This window comes from Pelorhabdus sp. sgz311001 (assembly GCF_055901755.1).
Genome location: NZ_JBVXUT010000001.1, coordinates 534,985 through 560,945, shown reverse-complemented (window position 1 = coordinate 560,945; position 25,961 = coordinate 534,985). Strand labels below are relative to the sequence as shown.

General features: G+C 43.9%; 24 protein-coding genes and 1 other annotated feature. All 24 genes read right to left on the bottom strand.

Features of this window, described 5'->3' with window-relative positions:
- Positions 1-7: 7 nt before the first annotated feature.
- On the bottom strand, positions 8-169 hold the full coding sequence (locus AC0MXB_RS02825) for a hypothetical protein (RefSeq protein WP_474038073.1): 162 nt from the start codon (positions 167-169) through the stop codon (positions 8-10).
- Between the two features lie 107 nt (positions 170-276).
- Positions 277-1,806 carry a methylmalonyl-CoA decarboxylase subunit alpha gene (mmdA, locus tag AC0MXB_RS02820; RefSeq protein WP_474038072.1) on the bottom strand — a complete coding sequence of 510 codons (1,530 nt, stop codon included), beginning with the start codon at positions 1,804-1,806 and terminating at the stop codon, positions 277-279.
- Positions 1,807-1,843: 37 nt separating this feature from the next.
- Positions 1,844-2,251 carry a methylmalonyl-CoA epimerase gene (gene mce, locus AC0MXB_RS02815; RefSeq protein WP_474038071.1) on the bottom strand — a complete coding sequence of 136 codons (408 nt, stop codon included), beginning with the start codon at positions 2,249-2,251 and terminating at the stop codon, positions 1,844-1,846.
- Positions 2,252-2,287: 36 nt separating this feature from the next.
- Positions 2,288-3,226: a methylmalonyl Co-A mutase-associated GTPase MeaB gene (meaB, locus tag AC0MXB_RS02810; protein WP_474038069.1), complete on the bottom strand. Its 939-nt coding sequence runs from the start codon at positions 3,224-3,226 to the stop codon at positions 2,288-2,290.
- An 84-nt stretch (positions 3,227-3,310) separates the two neighbouring features.
- Positions 3,311-3,703: a cobalamin B12-binding domain-containing protein gene (locus AC0MXB_RS02805; protein ID WP_474038067.1), complete on the bottom strand. Its 393-nt coding sequence runs from the start codon at positions 3,701-3,703 to the stop codon at positions 3,311-3,313.
- 20 nt (positions 3,704-3,723) lie between these two features.
- Complete coding sequence (locus tag AC0MXB_RS02800) at positions 3,724-5,370, bottom strand: acyl-CoA mutase large subunit family protein (RefSeq protein WP_474038066.1); 1,647 nt, start codon at positions 5,368-5,370, stop codon at positions 3,724-3,726.
- Between the two features lie 25 nt (positions 5,371-5,395).
- Positions 5,396-6,901: an acetyl-CoA hydrolase/transferase family protein gene (locus tag AC0MXB_RS02795; protein ID WP_474038065.1), complete on the bottom strand. Its 1,506-nt coding sequence runs from the start codon at positions 6,899-6,901 to the stop codon at positions 5,396-5,398.
- Positions 6,902-7,340: 439 nt separating this feature from the next.
- Positions 7,341-7,982, bottom strand: coding sequence for a redox-sensing transcriptional repressor Rex (locus AC0MXB_RS02790; protein ID WP_474038063.1), 642 nt, complete (start codon positions 7,980-7,982; stop codon positions 7,341-7,343).
- Positions 7,983-8,219: 237 nt separating this feature from the next.
- Entirely contained in the window at positions 8,220-9,446 is a 1,227-nt protein-coding gene (locus AC0MXB_RS02785; RefSeq protein WP_474038062.1) for a cation:proton antiporter, read from the bottom strand.
- A 116-nt stretch (positions 9,447-9,562) separates the two neighbouring features.
- Complete coding sequence (locus AC0MXB_RS02780; protein WP_474038061.1) at positions 9,563-11,287, bottom strand: NADH-dependent [FeFe] hydrogenase, group A6; 1,725 nt, start codon at positions 11,285-11,287, stop codon at positions 9,563-9,565.
- 21 nt (positions 11,288-11,308) lie between these two features.
- Positions 11,309-13,099, bottom strand: coding sequence for an NADH-quinone oxidoreductase subunit NuoF (gene nuoF, locus AC0MXB_RS02775; RefSeq protein WP_474038060.1), 1,791 nt, complete (start codon positions 13,097-13,099; stop codon positions 11,309-11,311).
- Positions 13,100-13,121: 22 nt separating this feature from the next.
- Positions 13,122-13,487 (bottom strand): (2Fe-2S) ferredoxin domain-containing protein, encoded by a 366-nt coding sequence (locus AC0MXB_RS02770; RefSeq protein ID WP_474038059.1) that lies wholly within the window; start codon positions 13,485-13,487, stop codon positions 13,122-13,124.
- Complete coding sequence (locus AC0MXB_RS02765; protein ID WP_474038058.1) at positions 13,474-14,037, bottom strand: ATP-binding protein; 564 nt, start codon at positions 14,035-14,037, stop codon at positions 13,474-13,476. Before AC0MXB_RS02765 ends, AC0MXB_RS02770 begins: the two co-directional genes overlap by 14 nt.
- Before the next feature lie 2 nt (positions 14,038-14,039).
- Entirely contained in the window at positions 14,040-14,537 is a 498-nt protein-coding gene (gene nuoE, locus AC0MXB_RS02760; RefSeq protein ID WP_474038057.1) for an NADH-quinone oxidoreductase subunit NuoE, read from the bottom strand.
- Between the two features lie 42 nt (positions 14,538-14,579).
- A complete protein-coding gene (locus tag AC0MXB_RS02755) occupies positions 14,580-15,323 on the bottom strand; it encodes a PHP domain-containing protein (protein WP_474038056.1) in 744 nt (247 codons plus the stop codon).
- The gene (locus AC0MXB_RS02750; RefSeq protein ID WP_474038054.1) at positions 15,316-15,666 is read right to left on the bottom strand and encodes a serine kinase; all 351 of its coding nucleotides are present in this window, start codon (positions 15,664-15,666) and stop codon (positions 15,316-15,318) included. The genes AC0MXB_RS02755 and AC0MXB_RS02750 overlap by 8 nt, the downstream gene beginning before the upstream one ends.
- Before the next feature lie 14 nt (positions 15,667-15,680).
- A complete protein-coding gene (locus AC0MXB_RS02745; RefSeq protein WP_474038053.1) occupies positions 15,681-17,033 on the bottom strand; it encodes a [Fe-Fe] hydrogenase large subunit C-terminal domain-containing protein in 1,353 nt (450 codons plus the stop codon).
- Positions 17,034-17,039: 6 nt separating this feature from the next.
- On the bottom strand, positions 17,040-17,483 hold the full coding sequence (locus tag AC0MXB_RS02740) for an ATP-binding protein (RefSeq protein ID WP_474038052.1): 444 nt from the start codon (positions 17,481-17,483) through the stop codon (positions 17,040-17,042).
- Positions 17,456-17,848 carry a DRTGG domain-containing protein gene (locus AC0MXB_RS02735; protein WP_474038050.1) on the bottom strand — a complete coding sequence of 131 codons (393 nt, stop codon included), beginning with the start codon at positions 17,846-17,848 and terminating at the stop codon, positions 17,456-17,458. Before AC0MXB_RS02735 ends, AC0MXB_RS02740 begins: the two co-directional genes overlap by 28 nt.
- A 242-nt stretch (positions 17,849-18,090) precedes the next feature.
- On the bottom strand, positions 18,091-19,344 hold the full coding sequence (locus tag AC0MXB_RS02730; protein ID WP_474038048.1) for an O-antigen ligase family protein: 1,254 nt from the start codon (positions 19,342-19,344) through the stop codon (positions 18,091-18,093).
- Between the two features lie 77 nt (positions 19,345-19,421).
- Entirely contained in the window at positions 19,422-20,714 is a 1,293-nt protein-coding gene (locus tag AC0MXB_RS02725; RefSeq protein ID WP_474038047.1) for a bifunctional folylpolyglutamate synthase/dihydrofolate synthase, read from the bottom strand.
- Positions 20,715-20,747: 33 nt separating this feature from the next.
- Positions 20,748-23,402 carry a valine--tRNA ligase gene (locus AC0MXB_RS02720; protein ID WP_474038046.1) on the bottom strand — a complete coding sequence of 885 codons (2,655 nt, stop codon included), beginning with the start codon at positions 23,400-23,402 and terminating at the stop codon, positions 20,748-20,750.
- Positions 23,403-23,448: 46 nt separating this feature from the next.
- Positions 23,449-23,668: a binding site (T-box leader), on the bottom strand.
- Positions 23,669-23,733: 65 nt separating this feature from the next.
- Positions 23,734-25,140 carry an NADPH-dependent glutamate synthase gene (gene gltA / locus AC0MXB_RS02715; protein WP_474038045.1) on the bottom strand — a complete coding sequence of 469 codons (1,407 nt, stop codon included), beginning with the start codon at positions 25,138-25,140 and terminating at the stop codon, positions 23,734-23,736.
- A complete protein-coding gene (locus tag AC0MXB_RS02710; RefSeq protein WP_474038044.1) occupies positions 25,122-25,961 on the bottom strand; it encodes a sulfide/dihydroorotate dehydrogenase-like FAD/NAD-binding protein in 840 nt (279 codons plus the stop codon). The genes gltA and AC0MXB_RS02710 overlap by 19 nt, the downstream gene beginning before the upstream one ends.

The following is a 25,961-nucleotide window of genomic DNA, read 5'->3' as shown; positions in this document are numbered from 1 at the left end:
CTAATTCTTAGTGACCGCCTTTTAACTTCTCTTCATTAATTTCGCCAAGTTTATTGAGCATGGGGAACAGGTATAACACAAGGCCGATGCCCCAAATAATAACGAAACTCAAAATAAAGTCAATGACGCTGAGTAGGATGGAGCCTTCAATTGTATCAGGTACTGTCATGTGCATTCTCCTTTCTAAAGCTAATTATATATAACAACGAGCTTGGCGGAAGCTCTCAGTTAAGTCTCGTCAAGCTCGCTATTATTGAGGTGTAATAGGCTGAACTCTTATAAAGGAATATTGCCGTGTTTTTTCTTCGGACGATCTTCCCGTTTCGTAGCCAGCATATTTAATGCATTAACAACAGCTGGTCTCGTCTGACTTGGTTCAATGACGATATCAACAAAACCGCGTTCTGCTGCTTTATACGGATTCGCAAAGTCTTTAATATATTCTTCCGTTTTAGCTTTGATGTTTTCATCGCCGCGGAAGATAATGTTCGCTGCACCAGCAGGTCCCATAACAGCAATTTCAGCGGAAGGCCAAGCAAGAACTTGGTCAGCGCCAAGATCTTTCGAGCACATAGCCAGATAAGATCCGCCGTAAGCTTTACGGGTAATAACCGTAATCTTAGGTACCGTAGCTTCAGAGTAAGCATAAAGCATTTTGGCGCCATGACGGATAACTCCGCCGTATTCCTGCTGCGTACCAGGCAAGAAGCCAGGAACATCGACAATTGTCAATACAGGTACATTGAAGGCGTCACAAGTCCGAACAAAGCGAGCTGCTTTATCGGAAGCGTTGATATCGAGGCAGCCTGCCATAACAGCTGGCTGGTTGGCAATAATACCAACAGACTGGCCGTCAATACGAGCATAGCAAGTGATCATGTTTTTCGCAAAATGCGTTGCTACGTCGAAATATTCGCCATTATCAACAATCGATTTAATGACATCATACATGTTATAAGGCATGTTCGGGTTGTCAGGCAGTAACGTATCAAGAGCTGGATCAACACGAGCCGGATCATCACCAGTTTCTACAATCGGAGCTTCTTCCATATTGTTGTTTGGTAAGAAGCTTAAGAGATAGCGAACTTGGTTAAGAGCGTCTTCATCGTTTTCAGCTGCAAACTGTGCTACGCCGGAAGTCTGGTTATGAGTCATAGCACCGCCCAGAGCTTCTGCTGTAACTTCTTCCGCCGTAACGGATTTAATAACAGCAGGGCCTGTTAAGAACATTTGGCTCGTATTTTTAACCATGAAGATAAAGTCAGTTAATGCCGGAGAATATACTGCGCCGCCAGCACTTGGTCCCATGATTACAGAAATCTGCGGGATTACGCCGGAAGCCATAGTGTTGTTGAAGAAAATGCGGCCATAACCGGAAAGAGCGTCAACAGCTTCCTGAATTCTAGCACCGCCGGAATCAGCAAGGCCGATGATTGGTGCGCCCATTTTCAGAGCAAGGCTCTGCACTTTAGCAATTTTTGCTGCATGCATTTCGCCGAGAGCACCGCCAATGACAGTGAAATCTTGAGCAAATACATAAACGAGACGGCCATCAACTGTACCGTAACCAGTCGTTACGCCTTCACCAGGAGCTTCTTTGCCAGCCATATCAAAGTTTACGCAACGATGCGTTACAAATTGATCAAGCTCAACAAAAGAACCTGGATCTAAGAGAAGATTGATTCTTTCTCTTGAAGTCAGCTTTCCTTTGGCATGCTGTTTATCAATGGATTTTTTGCCGCCGCCCAGAAGAATTTTTTCCTGGCGTTTTCTTAAATCTTGGATTTTTTCTTGAATTGTAGCCATACTACACCTCCGTTAAATGTCGGAACAAGATCTATACTTATTTACGTTCAGAAAGTTCGAGCAAAATGCCGCCCGTTGCTTTCGGATGTACAAAGGCAATGCTAGCGCCGCCGGCACCATAGCGAGGAGTTTCATCAATAAGACGTACGCCTTTTTCTTTCAAGTCAGCCAAAGCGTTTACGATATTATCAACGCGAAGGGCAACGTGCTGAATTCCTTGGCCATTTTTGTCGATGTATTTAGCAATAGGGCCATCAGGAGAAGTGGATTCTAACAATTCCAATTCGCTGTCGCCACAAGGCAAGAAGCATACTTTTACTTTCTGCTGTTCAACAACTTCTTCACCCATAGCTTTTACACCAAGAATTTCAGTATAAAATTTCTTAGCTTCTTCCAAATCCTTTACGGCAATACCAATATGGTCTACTTTTAAAACATTAAACATGTTATTTCCTCCCTTTTGGTACTTCTCATTTTAAAATTATTTTAAAACTTTGCTCAGGATTTCACTAACAATAGTATAAGGGTCTTTCTCCCTTTTTTCAACACTTGACAAAATAGCGTCAAATTGCTCGCCAGAAACAACATTTTTTCTAACGTAACGACCAATTTCATCATCAATCATTGCGGTAAGTTCATTAGCAATCCGTTTTCTACGCCGTTCCGCTAGTTTACCTGTTTCATCTAAATATGTCAAATGTTCTTGCATTTTTGCAATTAATTCACTAATCCCATTGTTTTGGTGAGCAACGGTTTTCATAACAGGCGGTCGCCAATCAGTTTTATACTGATCAAGATCAAGCATCATTTCGAGCTCAATATTCAAGCGATCCACACCATCACGATCTGCTTTATTAATAACAAAAATATCGCCAATTTCAAGGATACCTGCTTTTATCGCCTGTATATCGTCACCCATTCCGGGAATTAAAACAACGGCAGTTGTATCAGCCATTTTGACGATATCAACTTCCGATTGCCCTACACCTACAGTTTCGACAAAAATCACATCTTTACCAAAAGCATCCAAAATTTTGACGACATCTGCAGTTTTGCGGGATAAACCGCCTAAACTGCCTCGAGTACCCATACTGCGAATAAACACACCTTCATCAAGTGTTAAATCATTCATCCGAATCCGGTCACCTAAGATCGCTCCGCCGGAAAACGGACTCGTGGGGTCGATTGCAATAATACCCACCGTTTTTCCCTGACGCCGACATTCTTTAACAAGTTTATCAGTCAAAGTACTTTTGCCTGCGCCCGGAGGACCAGTGATGCCAATGACATGTGCCCTGCCAGTATGACTATAAAGCGCTTTCATGATTTCTACAGCGCTGTCATATTCATTTTCAACTGCAGTAATGGCCCGCGATAAAGCCAGCCGTGATCCTGCCAGTATTTCTTTTGCTATGTCCAAATTTTGCACCACCTTATGGGTTTCTGCTGCCTGCTAAAAACAGCAGGCAGCAGCGACTCCACAATAATTATTGGCGTGTTTACCTTACTTCACATTGGCATTAATGAAATCTACAATAGCTGAAGTAGGCGTTCCTGGGGTAAAGACTTCAGCCACACCGGCTGCTTTCAGTCCAGGAATATCGGAATCAGGAATAACTCCGCCGCCAAGAACAAGAACATCGTTCATGCCCTTGTCTTTTAATAAAGCAATAACTTTCGGGAATAAATGGTTATGAGCGCCAGACAGAAGGCTAAGTGCAATAACCTGCACGTCTTCTTGCAAAGCAGCTTCTGCGATTTGTTCCGGAGTTTGGCGAAGTCCTGTATATACAACTTCAAAGCCGGCGTCGCGAAGAGCGCGGGCCACGACTTTGGCACCACGATCATGACCATCAAGACCTGGTTTTCCTACTAATACTCTGATATGTTTTTCCATCGTTGTCCCTCCTACCCTTCTTACAGATTGACATGCGCTTCGTATTCACCGAATACTTTACGCAGTACACCGCAAATTTCGCCAAGCGTTGCATAAGCACGAACTGCTTCCAAAATGAAAGGCATTAAGTTTACATGTTCGTCTTTTGCTTGTGTTTCCAGAGCTGCCAAGGCTTCCTGAACTTTTGCATTATCGCGTTTTGCTCTAAGATCAGCCAATTTTTTCTTCTGCAGTTCGCCAACAGAAGCGTCTACACGAAGAAGACCTTCTGGAGCTTTTTCTTCAACTTGGAATTTATTTACGCCTACAATGATGCGGTTGTTCTTTTCAACATCCATCTGCCATTTGTAAGCACTGTCTTGAATTTCTCTTTGAATATAGCCTTTTTCGATAGCAACAACAGCGCCGCCAATTTCATCGATTTTAGCAATATATTCCATAGCTTCTTTTTCGATCTGGTTAGTCAGGCTTTCTACATAGTAGGAGCCGCCCATTGGGTCAACCGTATCAGCAATGCCGCTTTCATAAGCAACAATCTGCTGTGTACGAAGAGCAACCTGTACGGAAGCTTCTGTAGGAAGAGCCAACGCTTCATCTTTAGAGTTCGTGTGAAGAGACTGCGTTCCGCCGATAACAGCAGCTGCCGTCTGCAAAGCAACACGAACAATATTGTTGTCAGTCTGCTGTGCAGTCAGCATGGAACCAGCAGTCTGAGTGTGGAAACGAAGCATCATGGATTTTGGTTTTGTAGCTTTGAAACGGTCTTTCATGATGCGAGCCCAAATCCGGCGGGAAGCGCGGAATTTAGCAATTTCTTCGAAGAAGTTATTGTGTGCATTCCAGAAGAAGGAAAGACGACCAGCAAAATCATCAACATTCAAGCCAGCTTTGATAGCAGCTTCTACATAAGCAATACCATCAGCGATAGTGAATGCGATTTCCTGTGCAGCAGTCGAGCCAGCTTCACGAATATGATAACCGGAAATGGAAATCGTATTCCAGGAAGGAACATTTTTCGAGCAATATTCAAATACGTTCGTAATTAAACGCATTGAAGGTTTTGGCGGGAAAATGTAAGTGCCGCGAGCAGCATATTCTTTCAGAATATCATTCTGAATCGTGCCTTTTAATTTGTCAGGAGTTACACCCTGTTTTTCTGCTACAGCAATATACATAGCCAACAAGATTGATGCAGGTGCATTAATCGTCATTGAAGTGGAAACTTTGCCAAGATCGATCTGATCAAACAAGATTTCCATGTCAGCTAAAGAGTCGATAGCAACGCCCACTTTACCAACTTCGCCTTCGGCTACTGCGTCATCAGAATCGTAACCGATCTGAGTCGGAAGGTCGAATGCGCAAGAGAGTCCAGTAGCACCCGATTCAATCAAGTAGCGATAACGTTTATTGGATTCTTCTGCTGTTGCGAAACCTGCATACATACGCATGGTCCAGAAACGGCCACGATACATAGTAGGCTGTACACCGCGAGTGTAAGGGAATTCCGAAGGGAAACCAAGATCGGTTTCATAATCAAAACCCTCGATATCAAGCGGAGTGTAGAGGCGGTCTGCCAAAAGGTGTTTACGTTCTGGGCTTTTCGCAAGAGTTTTTTCAACTTTTGCTTCATAAGCTGCCAGTTTTTCTTTCATAGTGTCATTAGACATGTTCCAAATCCTCCTTTTCTATACTCTATTTCTTCATAGTGCCAGTTTCTTGGAACCGGCTATGCCAGGAAAGGGCTTCGCTCATGATATGAGGCGATTGAGCAAAACCTGTAGCTTTTTCAGCTCTTTCCAGGTAATCAAGAAGCATGGGTTGATAATCAGGATGCGCACAATTGTTGATAATCACACGAGCTCTTTCTTTTGGAGTCAGGCCGCGTACATCAGCTACGCCGCGTTCGGTGATAAACACATCCGTATCATGTTCCGTATGGTCAATGTGCGAGCACATTGGAACGATAGAAGAAATCGCTCCGCCTTTGGCTACGGAATTGGTAAAGAAGAAAGTCAAATAACCATTGCGGGCATAATCGCCAGAACCGCCAATGCCGTTCATGATTTTGCTGCCCATGATATGTGTAGAATTAACATGTCCATAAATATCGAACTCAATTGCCGTATTCATGGCGATAACGCCAAGGCGACGAGCAAGTTCAGGACTATTGGAAATTTCTTGAGGTCTAAGTAAAATCTTTTTGCGATATTCGCTAATATTGCTGTAGAAACGTTTCAGACCTTCTGGTGAAGGACTCAGAGAAGTACCTGAAGCGAAATCTAACTTTCCAGCGTCAATCAAGTCAAACATGCCATCTTGTACCACTTCAGTAAATACGGAGAGGTTTTCATAAGGCGAATCTACAAGACCGCAGATAACAGCATTTGCTACCGAGCCAACGCCCGACTGCAGTGGCAGAAGGTTTTTAGGCATACGTCCTTGTTTGATTTCATGATTCAAGAATTCAATCAAATGAGCGCTCATTGCTTTAGCATCATCATCAATTTCAGCTAAAGGACGAACAGCATCAGGAATATCGCATGGAACGATGCAGGCAATTTTATCAATGCCGCAAGGAATATAAGGTGTTCCAATACGATCATCAGCTTTTTCCAAAGGAATCGCTTTTCTATGCGGTGGATCCAGTGGAATGTATACATCATGCATTCCTTCTAATTCAAGTGGCTGGCTCGTATTGACTTCAACAATAACGACATCAGCACTTTGTACATAGGAAGCAGCATTACCCATGGAAGTCGTAGGAATGAGATGACCTTCTTCGGTAATAGCGCAAACTTCCACAATAGCAACATCTACTTTGCCGCCTAAATAACCATAACGAACCATTTGCGCCATATGGCTTAAATGAAGATCGCAATAGGCAATTTTACCAGCGTTAATTCCTTTGCGGATATCACCATTCGTTTGGTAAGGCATTCTTCTGGCAATCCCATTAACAGCAGCAAGAGCGCCGTCAAGTTCTTTACCAACAGAAGCACCTGTCCAAAGATTGATCTGAAAATGTTCCTGCTTCATTCTTTCCGCTAATGCCAAAGGTACAGCTTTCGGATAGCCGGCTGGAGTAAAACCGCTTGTACCGATATTCATACCAGGTTTAATCAAAGCAGCTGCTTCTTCGGCACTTACGATTTTCGAGTGCAGAGCGGTGTTACGAATGCGACTTTTAATGTCAATCATTCTTGTTCCCCCTATTCATTTTCATTAATTATAGTATTTTGTATTGTCAGCAAAACAATGCAAAATATGCCTAGGTTAAAAAGCTTTATCTTTGCCCCTATAAAATTCCAATTTTATAGTTTGTAGGCAAAATAAAAAGCGCCTAGTAAGTTTTGATAATAATTCTTCAAAACAAACTTTGGCGCAGCTTACTCAATTGTATAGCCGTTTGGGCAATACACCATAAGATGCTTCAGTTTGTGACGTTTTACTTTCAAAGAAGCCGCAACTTCTTCGTCCGTAAATATCCACTTATAAAAGAAACTCCGCATACTCGCTTTATATTTATTGTAATTCGCTATGCTTTTTCAATTTCCTTCTTGCCAAACGTAATTTTTGAAAAAAATTTCAAAAATTACGTTTATTACAAAAAGATATAGATTTTCACAATTTTCTTTCATTATGAATCAGGCAAAGCCCGCGTCAAATAATAAGATAAACTGCTCAAGCCGACGGAAAGATCTTCCGATACAAGCAACACATCTTCTGGAACTTCAATCTTAATGGGAGCAAAATTCCAGATTCCTTTTACACCAGCAGCAATCAATTGATCCGCCACAGCCTGCGCCTTATCAGCAGGTACAGTAATCACAGCAATATGAAGGGACTCAGCCGCTACTACCTTTTTAATTTCATCAATATGGCTCACTGAAACGCCTTTAATATTGAGACCTACCTTGCTATGGTCAATATCAAAAATCGCTTTAATATTGAAGCCAAGCGAAGAGAAGTTCGGATAGTTGGCCAAAGCCCATCCCAAATGTCCTAAGCCGACAATAGCCATATTCCAGTTGCGATGAAGTCCTAAAATCTCACCAATATTGCGAATCAGTTCACGTACATAGTACCCCACGCCCTTTTTGCCAAACTGGCCAAAAGAGGCAAGGTCTTTCCGAATCTGCTCAGGCGTAACACCAATACGCCGCCCAAGCTCTTCTGACGATATGATTTCAAGTCCTTCCTGCTGGGTCAGTTTTAAGGTGCGAAAATAAAGAGGCAAACGATCAATTGTTGCTTTCGAAATAACAATGTGGCTTTTCAAAGAACTTCCTCCTTATCCATCCACTGCCCAATGACAGAAGAAGATTTCTGTCTTTTTCTACATTACTTATAATTTTCACATAGTCTGGCTATTTAGTCAAGCCTTTTCAAGAGTTTTCCAAAAAATCAACATTATAGCCAATAAAAATCAAAATGCCTTGAAGACTACTTTCACACAAAATCACCGAAAGTATTCTCCAAGGCATGAAAAACATTATATAATTACACTTTCTGAAACTTAATCAAGCAAATCTAATTTTTGCGCCAACCACTTTGTTGTGCTTGCCTGAATGACAAGTGTAGCCAAAATAGCCATAAACGTAATCGCCGCAATAATATCAGCATATTGAATTCCCATCCCGATCAACATTCCCGACAAAGCCGCTGGGATAACCCCTGTTTCTCGCGTCCAAAACATAAACAAAATCTCCTGTTTAGTCCACTCTGCTCTGCGATCAAAAATTACGCAAGCAAGAACTGCCAAAGGTCTGGCGACAAACATAAAAATGCCAATAATAATCATACCAGGAATCAAGTACTGGCAAACGATCGCAAAATCCACATGGGTTCCTAGAAGAATAAAGATGATCATACGCAGCAACAAAGATCCATTATTAAGGAATGATTCAAAGTTCTCATGGTGTTCTTCGGTCATATGCCATCCAAAAGCATCTAGATTTCCATAAATCAAGCCGATTACAAAAACAGCCATAAAGCCGCTTGCTGCAAACTGTTCTGATGTTAGATAGGCGGCAATAATAACAGGCAGAATCAGAACTTGCGCATAGTCGCCAAATAAGAATCTCGCTTTATTGGAAATGATAAAGCCGGAAAGAAGGCCATAAACTACGCCAATGGCGATCCCGCCGCCAGCCATGACAAAAAACTTCATGATGCTTTCACCAGCAGAAACCTGCCCTGTTGCAATCATACCAAGGATCGCAAAGGTACAAATAGCGCCGGTGGCATCATTAAAAGCCGATTCACTAAGCACAGTCTGCGCTACTTTATCACGAATCTTAATCGATAAAAAAATAGGAACAAGTGTCGCCGGATCAGTAGAAGCAATAACTGCCGCTAATAAAAAAGCAACCATAAGATCAATCCCCAGTGCCCACTGCGCCACAAAACCGACAATAAGGATCATAATGATTACAGCAAGAGTGGCCAGAAGCGACAAAGTAATCCAGGTCTTTTTTAGTACACCAAAACTAACACTTGTACCACCATGAAAGAGTAAAAAGGACGCACCAAGAATAAGCATGAATTGGTTTAACACCGATTCCGCCGGAACAACTACTAAATTAAGCCCTGGCGGGCCAATTAAAATACCAATAAGCAAAAATAAAACAACGTCAGGAATTTTGAAAAGATCGGCAACTTTAGCAGCAATCCCCCCGGCAAGAAATAACGCCGCAAAAATTGCTAAAATATGTTTAGATATTTCGATAGCCTGTGACTCCATATTCTCCCCCTGAATAAAAACATTTTGCTTTATTGTAACACATAAAAAAGCATCAGAAAACTTTTAGCAGTTCGCTAAAGAGCTTTCTGATGCAAGATGATAAGTCAGCTGTTTTATTAACCTTTTTGTTGCGCCTTATAATGGGTATGGAGCAAATGATGGGCTTTGTCGCCTAAGGGTTCTCCTAAAAACTCTTCATATAATTCTTTAATACGAGGATTTTCATGGGATTTACGCAACACCATTGCTTCGTCACAGTCATAGATTGCTGCAATGCGCGCTTCTCTGACCTCTTTGGAAACAGGGTAAGGTTGTCCGCCACCGCCAATACAGCCGCCAGGACAAGCCATGACTTCAATAAAATGATACTTCGCCTCGCCTTGCCTGATTTTTTCAAGAAGCACTCGTGCATTGGCCAAGGAATGAGCCACAGCAACGCGAATCTCTAAGTCTTTTACTTTGACAATCGCTTCTTTAATTCCCTCCAGTCCCCGTACTGCTTTGTACTCTAGGTCAGGAAGGCTTTCCTGCGCCAGCACGTCGGCAACAGTACGTAAAGCAGCTTCCATAACACCGCCGCTTGCACCAAAAATCACAGCCGCCCCGGTGGAGTCGCCAAGAGGATCATCAAACTCTTCTTCTGGCAAGGTGGCAAAATCAATACCAGCTTCTGTGATCATGCGCGCCAACTCCCTTGTCGTAAGCACCCAATCTACATCCTGATAGCCGCTTGATGCCATATCGGGCCGCAAGGCTTCCGCCTTTTTCGCTGTGCAAGGCATAATGGCGACAGAAATAATATCTTTAGGATCTGTTCCTGTTTTCTGAGCATAATAGGTCTTTACGATGGCGCCAAACATCTGCATCGGAGATTTCGCTGTTGATAGATGGCTGAGAAGATCACTGTAATTTTGCTCAATAAAATTAACCCAGCCGGGACTGCACGAAGTAATCATTGGCAAAACCCCGCCTTGCTTAATACGATGCAATAATTCGTGTCCTTCTTCCATAATCGTCAAATCAGCGCCGAAATCCGTATCAAAAACCTTGGCAAAACCCAATCGTCTTAGCGCTGCTACCATTTTTCCTGTAGCAATAGAGGCTGTCGGTAAACCGAGTGCTTCACCTAGAGCCACGCGCACGCTCGGAGCGGTTTGCACAACAACGTGTTTCGTCTTATCACTTAAAGAGTGCCAAACACCAGGCGTATCATCTTTTTCAATAATAGCAGCTGTCGGGCAGACTGTTGCACACTGACCGCAAAGTGTACAGGCCACCTCTCCCAATCCCAGCTCAAAAGCAGGCGCTACAATTGTCTTAAAGCCTCTATTGACAAAGCTATAGACGTTAACATCCTGTCTTTCGCTGCAAACACGAACACACCGACCACATTTTATGCATTTTGACGGTTCACGGATCAGCGAGGGATTACTGGTATCTAACGGATATTCATTTTTTTCGCCACGAAACGGAATCTGGCGAATATTTAAATCAGCCGCAATTTTTTGCAGCTCGCACTTTTGATTTTTATAGCAAGATAAACAGTCGGACGGATGATTCGCTAGCAGCAACTCGACTACAGTCCGACGCGCTTCGCGAACATCGGCTGTGTTCGTATGAACAACAAGACCTTCACTGACTGGATAAACACAAGAAGCTACAAGAGTTCGCGCTCCTTCTACTTCTACCATACATACCCGGCAAGCCCCTGCCGGTCTAAGTTCCGGATGATGACACAAGCTAGGAACTTTTATGCCAAGCTGCTCGGCCGCCGCTAAAATAGTGCTGCCAGGCTCTACTACTATTTCCTTACCATCAATTGTCAGTCGAACTTTTTCCATACTCCTGTTTTCCCCCTTTCTTTATCCCTTCACAATTGCTTTAAAGGGACACTTTGTCATGCAAGCGCCACATTTAATACACTTACTGCCATCAATTTTATGAACGGATTTTAGTTCACCCGAAATCGCTTCTACCGGACAAACCTTTTTACAGAGACCACAGCCTTTACAGATTTCTTGAATCACGTAGCCCGAAAGTCGGCTGCACACTCCAGCGGTACAGCGTTTTTGCTTAATATGCGCTTCATATTCACTGCGAAAATACTTGAGTGTACTGAGAACAGGGTTCGGGGCCGTTTGACCGAGCCCGCATAAAGCCGTTGCTTTAATATTTTTCGCCAAGGATTCTAAAAGTTCAATATCCCCTTCGACGCCTTTCCCTTCCGTGAGCCGAGTGAGAATTTCAAGCATCCGCTTGGTGCCTTCCCGGCAGGGCGTACACTTGCCGCAGGATTCACTTTGCGTAAAATGAACGAAAAATTTTGCTACATCAACCATGCAGGTATCTTCGTCCATAACGACAAGACCGCCTGACCCCATCATCGCGCCAACTTTTATTAAAGAATCGTAATCTACAGGTAAATCCAAAAGTTCCTCTGGCAAACAGCCGCCGGAGGGACCACCGATTTGCACCGCTTTAAATTTCTTCCCGTTTAGAATACCGCCGCCAATATCAAAAATGATCTCACGCATGGTAATTCCCATGGGAACTTCCGCCAGACCGGTATTATTAATTTTCCCAGTCAGAGCAAACACCTTGGTTCCCTTGCTCTTCTCGGTACCAATAGCAGCATACCACTGACTACCGCGAACAATAATTTGCGGCACATTAGCAAAAGTCTCCACATTATTAATATTGGTTGGTTTACCCCATAAGCCGGAAATCGCTGGAAAAGGCGGCCGTGACCGCGGCATCCCCCGCTCACCTTCAATCGAAGCAAGCAAGGCCGTTTCTTCCCCGCAGACAAAAGCGCCAGCGCCCTCTTTAATCTTAATTTTAAAGGAAAAGCCAGAGTCAAAAATATTATCGCCTAATAAGCCCATGGCCTGAGCTTGCTCTATGGCAACTTTTAATCGTTTAATCGCGAGCGGATATTCTGCCCGTACGTATATATAGCCTTCTTGCGCGCCAATAGCATAGCCACAGATAACCATTCCTTCAATCACTCGATGCGGATCGCCTTCGAGCACACTGCGATCCATAAAAGCGCCCGGATCGCCTTCGTCGGCGTTACAAACTACATATTTTTCTTTACCTGGTGCATTTTTGGCAAATTCCCATTTGACACCGGTAGGAAAACCACCGCCGCCGCGCCCTCTGAGTCCCGCTTGTTTCATTTCGCTAACCACAGCCTCTGGCGTCATTAAAGTAAGCGCTTTTCCTAACGCTTCATAGCCGCCTGCAGCAATATAATCTTCAATACATTCTGGATTAATATGACCACAGTTTGCCAAGACCAGACGCATTTGTTTCTTATAAAAAACAATATCCTGATAATTAGGAATTTTCTCATGAGATAGCGGCTCACGATACAAAAGTCGTTCCACAATGCGACCTTTGTAAAGATGCGAGTCTACAATTTCCGCCACATCTTCTTCTTGCACGCGGCAGTAGAAGACTCCTTCTGGATAAACAATGACAAGAGGTCCCATTTCACAAAAGCCATGACAGCCTGTTTCGACAACTTTAACTTCCTTATTCAGGCCGCGGCGCTCTAACTCCCGCACAAAGGCAGCCTGTACTTTTTTCGAGCCGGAAGACACACAGCCGGTACCGGCACAAAGTAAGACGTGGGCTCTGATATGTTCCATAACTTCTCCTCCCGTTAGCCTTTTATTGTTCTATTTTAGCCACAACAAGCTCTTCCACAATTCGGCCGTTCACTACGTGTTCCGCCACAATTTTGGCCACATCTTCTGGTTTTACATTGCCATAGGTAATCCGCGGTTCTCCTGCTCGCACAACATCTACAAGCACTTCCTTCTCACACATGCCGATACAACCAGTTTGGCGTACCGATACATCATCAAGACGGCGCTTTGCCATTTCTTCTAATAAAGCTTTCATTACTTCTCTAGCGCCAGCGGCAATCCCGCATGTCCCCATGCCGATAATGACCTGCGTTTCACCTAGTTGGCGCACTTTGCGTTCACACTGCAGCTTCTCTCGTAGTTTTCTCAGGTCTTCAAGCGTCTTCATGGCCTACACCTCCGTATAGTCGTTCATACTGTTCTTCTAAATATCGCGTCAGCCACTGTAATACATCAGGCTGCGTCAGGGATATACCACCAAGAATTTCGTAAATCTCCTGTGAGGAAAGCGAAAAAGAACGTTCTTTCACACGATGCTGATAATAAAATCGCAAAGAAGGATTCGCAACAAGAATATTTAAAATAGTGTCTTTGATTTTTCCTAGCGGCGGACGATCTAAATGGTAATACTGATAGATTGCTGTTACAGTTGTCCCCGCACCAGGCTTTGACTCTATCTCAAGCGCTCCGCCCGCTCGGCTTGTAGACATTTCAATCAAGGACAGTCCCAGACCGATTTTTCGCGTATAGCGGCTTGTTACAAATGGGTTTCTAACGCACTCCAACTCCTGTCGACTCATGCCGCGACCATCGTCGGAAACAGACAGAAAAAATAAATCATTTGAGGGATCCTCTTGAATTGTAAGACTGATCTCTCCAGCACCAGCTTCCAAGGAATTTTGCACAAGGTCTAAAATATGCAGCGACAACTCACGCATAGTTACATATAGCGACCTAAAATTTCCGGAATCATTGCTGGCGTGAGTCGGCCATGGGTATCCTCATCAACCATCATAACTGGAGCTAACCCACAGGCGCCGATGCAGGCCACTGTTTCCAAAGTAAAGCGAAGATCATTCGTTGTTTGTCCTGCGTCAACCCGTAAATAATCTTCCAGTGCTTTTAATATTGCTTTGGCCCCGCGCACATGGCAGGCTGTTCCTTGACAGACGCGAATTACGTGGCGTCCCCGCGGATTTAAATGAAACTGTGAATAAAAGGTCACTACACCGTAAATCTGACTAATAGGAATTTGCATTTTTTCACTGATCCGAAGCAAAATATCTTTCGAAAGATAACCGTAGACTTGCTGAATCTCCTGCAAAACAGGAATCAATGCACCCTTAACCGACTGATAGCGTGCTAAAATTTCATCACACCGCGAAAAATCAATTTTTTGACCGCTACCGCCGCAACAGTTACTATGAGTAGATTCCATATACAAACCTCCCTTATAAATTAACTTTTCTAACTGTCTTATTTAAAATAGAGCGCTCCGGCCACAGCTTCCCGCTAGAGCAAGCTTGATCTCCGCAATAGAAACCTTTTCTAAATACAAAGTTGTCCGAGGTCCCTGACAAAAATCTTCGAGTGAATGAGCATCGCTTGCCGTAACTAAAGGCCAATTTTGTAGATTAGAAAAAGCTTTTCTGGCCTCGTTAGCGCCAAAACGACGAGAAATTTCTAGCGCACTAAGCTGGAGTCCTTCTGGAATGAATCCTAATTGGGTTAACAAGCTGTACATAGGACGATCCACATGCGCCGCAATCGTAATTCCGCCAAGTTTTTCTACGGTTTCTACAACTTCCGCTACAGTAAGATTTAAAGCATCAAGCAGCATTTCTTCTTTTACAGCAACAAATTCATCATACTGATCCACTATAAATTGCGCTCCGAGCTTTTCCTCATCATTGCGGCGGCCACTTCGATTGCTTGCTACGATCTGCTCCCAAGCGAGCAGCGGCGCAAGCGCATCAAACAAAACGAGAATATGGGCTTCTTCTTTTGTTTCTACTTCCATCCCCGGTAAGATCGTGACAGGTTTACCAGAAGCAGCCAACAATGCAGCTTTTACATTATCACAAGAATTATGATCTGTAATTGCTAAAATATCGACTCCCATCGCTTCTGCTTGCAATACTAGATGATGTGGTGTCATTTCTACGGAAGCGCAAGGTGATAGCAACGTATGCACATGCAAATCAGCGGTAAAAGCCCTAAGCATTTGACTTTATCCCCAATTGATACAGGCGCCCCGCTACTTCATAGGCAGTAAGAGCTGTAGTAAATAACAGAACTTTTTCCTGCTCCGCTTTCTGTCTTGTTCCCTGTTCTACCGTAGCGCCGCCGGCTACAATCACTGCTGCCAAGTCGGACAAAGAAGCGACAGCAACAATATTTTGATGAGATTGCATCGTAATCCATACAGCGCCGGCTTTCGCCTGACCCATTACATTACTTAAAAGATCGGATACAATCCCGCCAGTAATTTCTTGCAAAAAAAGTTCATCTTCCGCTACAGTAAGACAGTCCAGAGACAACTGTTCACACATTTCCCGAACAATCACAAGCGATCCCTTCTCTACTCCAAATTTTTTTTAGCAAGCGAAGAAGGCATTTTTTCAGCTAGACCAATCATTTCCTGAGCTAGCTCCTTGACACGCTTGCGCAGTTTAAAAACACAATCGGCTTCGCTGGCGCTTCCTTGGGCAATATCTTCAGCAAGAGCCCGGCAGGTAGGAGAACCACAGGACCCGCAATCAAGGCCTGGCAAACGACTCGAAATTTGATCAATCATTTCCACCTTATGCATCGCTTTAAAAATATCTTCATCAAGTTTCATCACATCAAGCGGTAAAATCGGCTTGCGACTTTTTACGTCAATTTCGTCTTGACCGTAAGTAGAACGTCCTTTTCTTCCTGCTTTTTGGTCTTCCTCACAACAAAGTTTCAATCGCTGTTTCAAACGATGTTTCGCCACGTAACGATTTTCCACCGTAAGCGGACCGCCAAGACAACCGCCGACACAAGCCAAACACTCTAAATAAGCGACATCATTGAGCTTGCCGATAGCAACTTGATCTAAAACATTAATCACACTGTGAATATCATGGACCAACAGCGAATCAACCTTACCAGCAATCCCTTCACCACCGGCGCTCTCATAGCCAACGCCAATCCACGAACTAATTTGACTAAATTCCTGCTGTGAATAAGCAGGAAGTATTTTTAAGAGTTCCCCATAGATCTTCAAAATGGAAATCGTACCGGAAAGCTCTGATTTATCGCGTCCCAAGGGGTTACTTACTGCCGTCATTTTAGCCGGACAGGGCGTAATGAACCAGATGCCGACCCGTCCTTTGTCGCTTCTTTCGTGCCGCAGCTTCCTGGCTAAGATCTCTTCTGGCGCATCAATTGGTACAATATGAGATACTAGTTCTGGGTACTTCACTTGAATCAACCGAATCACAGCCGGACAAACCGATGAAATAGCAGGTTGTTTTTTTCCCTGCTGCTGTAAGTAGTCGGCTATGGCTAATGCAGCAATTTCTACCCCTTCAGCCACTTCAACGACTTCCTGGAACCCAAGTTGTTTCAGACCCCATAGAATTGCCTCATGGCTAAATTCCATACCAAATTGACCATACAAAGCTGGTGATGGCAATGCAATATTATAGTCATAGTCCGCCAAAGCATTTAACCCATCGGTTATCGCTGTTTTAGCATGGGTCGGACAATGGCGTATACATTCACCGCAATCAATGCACCGTGAATGAATAATTCGCGCCTTGCCAAAGCGAATGCGTATCGCTTCAGTCGGGCAGCGCTTGGTACAACTAACACAACCTTTGCAACGGTTTGCTAAAAGCCTGACGGAATGTATTGCTGGCGTCCCGGTTATTTCATTCACTGCACACTCACCATCCTTTCCCATAGGAATCTATGCTTCTCGAATCTTATGATCAATAACAATATAAATTTTTGTCCCAACGCCGATTTCTGAAGAAATATCAAATTGATCGACGCAGCGGGAAATATTAGGAAGTCCCATACCCGCGCCAAAGCCCATTGCGCGAATATGGTCAGGCGCTGTTGAGTAACCTTCCTGCATGGCCAGTTCAATATCAGCAATACCAGGTCCCTCATCTTCCAGCGCTATCTCCGTTTTTTCCGGCGAAATAGACGCTTTCATCCAGCCGCGAAAAGCATGAATAATCACATTCATTTCCGCCTCATAGGCGCTAATGGCAATGCGGCGAATCACTTCGGAAGGCACTCCAATCTGCTGTAAAACCTGTTTGATTTTACTAGATGCCTCACCGGCGCTTTCAAATTTTGATCCACAAAGGGAAAACTCTAAACAAATTGCTTGTCCGTCAGACATCTTCTCTGCCCTCCTTTTTGGCCGCGTCCTTGTCCACAGCCAGCTTGATAAAGACGGCCGCAGGCTTCATAAAGCGGTAGCTCTGTTGCTAAGAGCGGTAGTTGATTCAGGTAGGCTAGTTTAAGAACTTCTCCGCCAGGACGTTTTCCTCGCACAAAAACAATACCAATTAAGTCACTCATCTCGGCAGTACGAATCACTTGAATATTAGTAAGTCCCGTAAGCAAAAGAGTATTTTCGTGCGTAAAAGCCAGAACGTCACTCATTAAATCAGCGCCGCAAACACTATCGACTTCGCGACTTAGCCATTCTCCGCCGCAAAGCACTTCCGCCGCTAATATTTCTACTACCTGCTGTAACTTCACTCGCCTGCCACCTCCATTGCGCAATTAGTGTGAATAAATCATTAAATGAGAAATTTCACATAATAAATTGCAAAAAATTAGAGGACGCATTGTCCTCATTGTAATCAAATGCTTTCGCTTTTTAGTTGCTCTACAAGGTATGGTAACTAAATTTATCAGATTACCTTGTAAGTAATTCGAAAAAAAAGAAGAAAATCCTGCTTAAAATCAAAAATGTAAACAAAAATATTTTGTTTTTTGTATTATTTATCCTGAAGTGTTAAGCAATCGACTCGTCGACTCAGTCGCCATGATTGCACAATGAGAGCATTCAAGAACCAAAATAACATGGACATTTGAATATTAAAGAGAGTATAGTCAGTAAATCCGCTGATCACAAGCGCTAAAAAAGCGGCTAACACGCCAAGCATCAAACCAGCAATATAGGGATCACGACTTTCTTTGCATAATACCAGCGCCAACTTACCGTGACCATAAAAGAAAGCCATAAAACATAAGAAACCAGGCACGCCAATCTCAGCGGCAATATTTAAGTACATGTTATGAGCATGAAAAATCTTCCCTGCTACAACATAAAAATCATAAGCCGGATAGACCAGATAGTAAGCGCCCCAACCAATCCCCAAGAGCGGATGATCTAAAATCATATACCAAGTGCTTTCCCATAAGGCCAAGCGCAGACTGGAAGAACTATCTGTCGTCGGATTTAAAACAGAAAGCAATCGTTCTAGTACACCATTATGGGCAAAAAAGATCAATAAAGGAACAAATAAAATAAGCCATAAAATTTTTCGATTATACCACCAGCCAAAAGCGGCAAAAACGGCAAACAGACTAATCCAAGCGCCCCGTGAATAGGTCATAACCAGACAAGCGCCAGAAGCAGCAACAAGCAAAAACAAAGCACTTTTATATTTGCGATCCGGTGCATAAAAGCCGAGACCGCTAGCAACGGCCATAATGGTAACAAGAAAAAACGCTAATAGATTCGGATTTTTCAACGTAGAAAAAACCCTCACTTTTAAATCAGGAAACTGCGCATCGTCCACCCATTGAAACGCCGAGATATCTACGCCAAAAATATACTGATAATAACCATACAAATTGACAAAAAAAGCCGAAAAGAGCAGTACGGCTACCAAGCGTTTTACTTGATCTAAAGAATGAACATTATGTACAACTAGATAATAGATCAGCAAATATCGACCCATTAGATTATAATAATTGTAAAAACTAAACCCCACGTCAGGCGAACCCCATACAGAGGCAAACGAAAAAAGCGTTAAAAACCCAATAATCAAATCAAACGGGGTCGACCGAAGCAACCACTTGCGACGATACAATAACTTTACTAACCATAGGCCGAACGATCCCATCAAACAGTAAGTTGTTAAATCTAAGGACAGCGGCAAAAAAAGCACAACAAGAATTAAAGAATATTCAATATATTGATCAAGCGAATAAAAAAAACGGTGTATGAAATTTTCCTTACACACATTGTCACCTTTACCATTTCAGTTTTGTATTACATAAAGCGAGCCAACCTCATTATAACGAAGCTGGCTCACTTTGTCTACTGACAGTATTGTCTTGCTTCACCGATTAAATAAAGCGAACCGGCAATACAAACAACCCGATCCTTTTCAGCCCAATTATGGGCTAGTTCTAAGGCTTTCGGTATTGTAGCAGCTACTTGAATCTGCTCACTATGTAGCTTGGTGAACTTGGTAATAAAGTCTGCTACGGCCTCTGCGTCACAGGCTCGCTCAGAAATTGGCTCAGTTACAACAACACGGTCATCTGGCTCAATTAAATCAGCAACCATCTCAGCGATATTCTTGTCACGCAAAATTCCCAAAACAAAGACAAAGCGGCGTCCAGGAAAATATTCAGCCAGGGTATTTTTCAATACCTGAATTCCTGCTGGATTATGAGCTCCGTCAAAAATCATAACAGGTTCGCCAGGAAAAATCTCAAAACGACCTGGCCATTCCGCCGTGGCAAAGCCAGCTTGCAGGCTCTCTAAAGAAATGCGCTGCTCCTGTTTTGCTAAAATCAGCAGCGCTGCCGCCGCCACAGCCCCATTTTGCGCTTGATGATGACCAAGAAGCGATAATTCTAGGCAAAATTTATTTCCCCAACAATTTACTGCTAGCTTCTGACGCTCTTGCGAACGGTCCAAAATCTTAACTGAAAAATCCCTATCTAATGAGTAAAGCGCGCTGCCAAGCTTTTCAGCTTTCGCGGCAATAACTTCAAGGGCAGGACTGACAGCTGCTGTAACGACAGGCCGTCCGGCCTTGATAATTCCCGCCTTATGAGCAGCGATCGCTTCGACAGTATCACCGCAGCGATCCATATGTTCTAAGGACACATTCGTAATGACTGACACTTCAGGAATAATGACATTCGTGGAATCTAACAGACCGCCGAGCCCTACTTCAATGACAGCATACTCAACGCCTTTTTCAGCAAATAAATAAAAAGCCGCTGCTGTAAGCACTTCAAATTCGGTAGGATGCTCTAATCCTAAGTCAACCATTTGCTGTACAAACTTCGCTGTATGAAAAATAGCTGCAGCAAAATCATCTTCCGAAACGTTCTTTCCACCAAGCTTCATTCGCTCACAATAAGAGTGAAGATGCGGCGATGTATAAAGTCCGGTACGAATGTCGCTTGCCTGAAGACTTGCGGCAATCAGGGTCGAAGTCGACCCTTTGCCATTTGTTCCAGTTACGTGAATGGTGCGATATTTTTGCTGCGGATTTCCCATCAGTTCCGTCAGTTTTTGAATCCGCTCTAACCCAAGCTGACTGCCAAATTTACCGAGCGATTCTAAATAGGCAAGGGCTGCTGCATAATCCATGCTTCTTGCATCCTCCTATCCACAAAATCAGACTTATAAAGTATCTAAATAAGCAAGCCGCTCTGCGACAGCTGCTTTTTGCTGCTCATAGCCTGCCAGCTTTTCTTTTTCTTTGGCCACAACGTCGGCTGGTGCTTTGGCCATAAAGCCGGCATTATTTAATTTCCCTTCAATACGAGCGACTTCTTTATTCAAGTTTGCCAATTCTTTCGCAAGTCGCGCTGTTTCTTTTTCCACATCAATCAGGCCCTTTAACGGCAGGAAGATTTCCAGACCAGCTACGACTGCGGTCATGGCATTTTCTGGTTTTACAGCCTCTGGCGCAAGAATCGTTAAGGACTCAGCGCCTGCCAAGGTATAGAGGTAACCTTTATTGATCGTAAAAGTTGCTTCTAACGATAGATCGGCAAGTTTCAAGATAATATCGCACTTTTTCCCTGGCGCTACATTGACTTCAGCCCGCATATTCCGTACGGCTTTGATCGTATCCATGACAGCTGCCATTTCTTTTTCTGCCGCCAAATCGATTCCTTCTGCTTCAACTTTTGGCCAAGGAGCAACCATAATACTCTTGCCTTCATGGGGCAGAGTCTGCCAAATGGCTTCCGTAATGAATGGCATAAAGGGATGAAGCAATTCCAGCGTACCACGCAGCACCTTGCACAGAACATATTGCGCTGTTTTGCGGCTTTCTTCTGTTTCTTTGCCATACAAACGATTTTTGGCTAATTCAATATACCAATCGCAAAATTCACTCCAGATAAAATCATAGAGGAGTCGACCGGCTTCGCCAAGTTCAAAATTCTCCAGATTTTCCGTTACTGTTTTTACTGTCTGGTTATAACGGCTTAAGATCCACTTATCAGCCAGCGTAAATTCCTGCGGCACAAAGTTCGCATCAAAGCCTTCTAGGTTCATTAACATAAAGCGAGAGGCGTTCCAAATTTTATTGGCAAAATTTCTGGTAGATTCGACTCTTTCCCAGTAAAAACGCATATCATTGCCTGGCGTATTACCAGTAATAAGCATAAAGCGTAGCGTGTCAGCGCCGTATTTTTCAATAACTTCCAGAGGATCAATGCCATTGCCAAGAGATTTACTCATTTTACGGCCCTGATCATCTCGCACGAGACCGTGAATGAAGACATGTTTAAAGGGAATTTCCTGCTGGAAAGCCAGTCCCATCATGATCATTCTAGCCACCCAGAAGAAAATGATATCATAGCCTGTTACCAAAACGCTGGTGGGATAAAATTGTTTTAGTTCAGCAGTGTCGTCCGGCCAGCCCATCGTGGAAAAGGGCCATAACGCAGAGCTAAACCAAGTATCAAGCACATCAGGATCTTGCTCGACTTTGCCGCCGCAATGAGGACAAACAGTCAGATCGTCGCGAGAAACGCTAGTTTTACCGCAGCTTTCACAATACCAGGCGGGAATGCGGTGACCCCACCAGAGTTGACGAGAAATGCACCAATCGCGAATATTTTCCAACCAATTGCAGTAAATTTTCGTAAACCGTTCTGGTACAAATTCAATATTCCCGCCAGTAACTGCATCGATAGCCGGTTTAGCCAGCGGCTCCATTTTAACAAACCATTGCTTCGATACTAGTGGTTCAACCACGGTTGAACATCTTTGGCAGTGGCCTACCGAATGATTGTGCTCCTCAATCTTTACTAAGCAGCCCATTTCTTTCAGATCAGCCAGTAAGGCTTTACGACATTCATAACGATCCATTCCGGCATATTTGCCAGTTTCTGCTGCCATAGTGCCATTAGGATTGATCACAATATATTCCGGCAAGTGATGACGCTGACCCATTTCAAAGTCATTCGGGTCATGAGCCGGTGTAATTTTTACGGCGCCAGTACCAAAAGACGGATCAACATATTCATCAGCAATAACCGGCAGTAAGCGGCCGACAACAGGCAAAATGAGATTTTTTCCAATCAGATCTTTATACCGCACATCGTCAGGATGAACCGCCACAGCACTATCGCCTAAAAGTGTTTCTGGCCGCGTTGTAGCAATCGTTAAACCGCCGTTGCCATCTTCAGCCGCATAGAAAACATGATATAAATTGCCTGGTTTTTCTTCATGTTCTACTTCGATATCGCTTAAAGCCGTATTACAACGAGGGCACCAATTGGTAATACGGTGACCTTGATAAATTAAACCTTGCTCATAGAGATTAACAAATACTTCTCTTACCGCCTTAGAGCAACCTTCATCGAGAGTAAAACGCTCTCTGTCCCAGTCGCAGGAAGCGCCAAGACGTTTAAGCTGATGAATAATATCGCCGCCGAACTGCTTCTTCCAGTCCCATACGCGGTCGACAAAAGCTTCACGACCTAGATCGTAGCGACTTTTTCCTTCTTCCTTCGCCAACATTTCTTCTACTTTGATCTGCGTAGCAATACCGGCATGGTCTGTCCCTGGCATCCATAGCGTATTATAGCCCTGCATGCGCCGGAAGCGAATTAAAATATCTTGAAGCGTATTATCAAGCGCATGACCCATATGCAATTTTCCTGTTACATTCGGTGGCGGTATGACCATACTGAATGGCGCCTTTTCTGGCTCTACTTCTGCATGAAAGAAACCTTCTTCTTGCCAATAATCATACCATTTTTGTTCAAACTCCGCAGGATTGTAAACCGTAGGAAGTGTTTTTTCTTCTGTGTTCAACGTGATAGCCTCCTTAGACTCAATAAAAATAAAAAACCCTTTCATCCCAAAGGACGAAAGGGTTATCTTTCGCGGTACCACCTTACTTTCCGGTGTAAACCGGACACTCTCCTTGTCGTAACGGGACAAAACCGGCCAGGCCTACTATTCTTTCAGCGCGGCAACTCCTGGATGACCTTCGAAAGCTTCTAAGTTAAGATCTCTCAGCCAAGGATCTTATTTCTGTGTCTTACTAAGCAATCTACTCTTCCATTCACTGTAGTTATGTTCATTCGATTCGTTATTATCTTATCGAATCGATCGATTCTTGTCAAGCACAAGCAAAACCTTATTAAGCTTTGCGTTTTTCCGCCAAGTACTGATCCATGGCTGCTGCCGCTTTTTTCCCGGCACCCATCGCTAAAATAACAGTAGCAGCGCCTGTCACAATATCACCGCCAGCAAAGACACCGTCACGAGACGTTTGGCCGGTCTCTTCATTCGCTACGATATTGCCGCGCTTATCCGTATCAAGACCTGTCGTTGTAGACTGCACCAGCGGATTCGGTCCCTGACCAATGGCAATAATAACCACATCAACATCAAGAACAAATTCCGATCCTGGTACTTCAACTGGACGACGACGGCCACTGGCATCTGGTTCACCCAGTTCCATTTTTACACATTTCAAGCCGGAAACCCAGCCATCTTGGCCCATAACTTCCTGCGGATTCGTAAGAAGCGCAAATTCCACGCCTTCTTCTTTCGCATGATGGACTTCTTCCAAACGGGCTGGCATTTCTTCTTCGGAGCGACGATACACAATATAGGAATGGTCAGCCCCGAGGCGCAATGCCGTTCTAGCTGCATCCATAGCTACATTACCGCCGCCGATAACAGCTACTTTCTTGCCGACATGAATCGGTGTAGCTGCTTGCGGGAATTGATAGGCTTTCATCAGATTGCAACGAGTCAAAAATTCATTGGCGGAATACACGCCATTCAAGTTTTCACCAGGCATTTTCATAAAATGCGGTAACCCAGCGCCTGTGCCGATAAACACGGCGTCAAAGCCTTCTTCTTCCATAAGCTCATCAACAGTATAAGTACGACCGATTACCGTATTGACTTCAATTTTTACGCCAAGTTGTTTCAGCGTGTCAATTTCTTTTTGAACAATTTCTTTTGGCAGACGGAATTCAGGAATGCCATACATCAAAACACCGCCTGGCGCATGAAGCGCTTCAAAGATCGTCACTTCATAGCCGAGCTTCGCCAGATCACCAGCGGCGGTCAGACCAGCAGGGCCTGCGCCAACAATGGCAACTTTCTGATTCTTCGGTTCAGCGGCTTTCACCGGAGCTGCCTCGCCATGAGTTCTGGCATAGTCAGCTACATAACGTTCCAAACGACCAATTGCTACAGCTTCCCCTTTTTTCGCCAAAACGCAATATTTTTCACACTGTTCTTCCTGCGGACAAACACGGCCGCAGACTGCAGGCAGACTGCTGAAGGATTTAAGGCTCTGTGCAGAGCCTTCCAAATCATCATCGCGCAGTTTTTTAATAAAATCAGGAATGTTAATTTGAACAGGACAGCCTTGGCGACAAGGCGATGTTTTGCATTGCAGACAACGGTCCGCTTCCGCTTTGGCGTCTTCTGCATTATATCCTAAAGAAACTTCAGAAAAATTCTTTGCGCGAACTTTCGGATCTTGTTCTGGCATGGGGTGTTTCTTCATTACCGGTGACAATGACATTCGCTCCTTCCGCTTTCACAACTTTTCTTTTCCTGAGGCAAATACATTTTTTGACGAGCAATTAGATTGGCAAAATCTACTTTATGGGCATCAAATTCGGGGCCATCAACACAGGCGAATTTATTCTCATCACCTACAGCTACACGGCAACCGCCGCACATTCCTGTGCCATCAACCATAATTGGATTCAAACTGACTACGGTATGAATGCCATAAGGGCGTGTTACTTCGGCTACGCCGCGCATCATAACAACGGGGCCAATTGCCATAACTTCAGCAATTTTTTCGCCTTCATCAATTAAACGTTTCAAAACGTCCGTGACAAAGCCTTTTACGCCTTTTGAACCATCATCAGTCGTGACATAAAGCTCATCACTTACATTTTTCATTTCATCTTCGAAAATTAAAAGATCTTCATTTCTAGCACCAATAATCGAAATAACCCGATTTCCCGCTTCTTTCATGGCGCGAGCAATGGGGTATACCGGTGCAACACCGATGCCGCCGCCGACACAAACGACAGTACCAAAATTTTGAATATCCGTCGGTTTACCCAAAGGACCGGCAATATCAAGCAGTGAATCGCCTTCTTCTAATTGACCGAGTTGCTGGGTCGAAGCGCCCACTTCTTGAAACAGAAGGCTAATCGTTCCTTTTTCTCTGTCAAAATCGGCAATCGTGAGCGGAATACGCTCGCCTTCTTCGTCTATTCGAATAATTACAAACTGACCGGGATGGCACTTCTGCGCAATCCGCGGCGCATCCATAGCATATTGTTTTACGCTAGGAGACAGAACTTTTTTTTCTACAATCTTAAACAT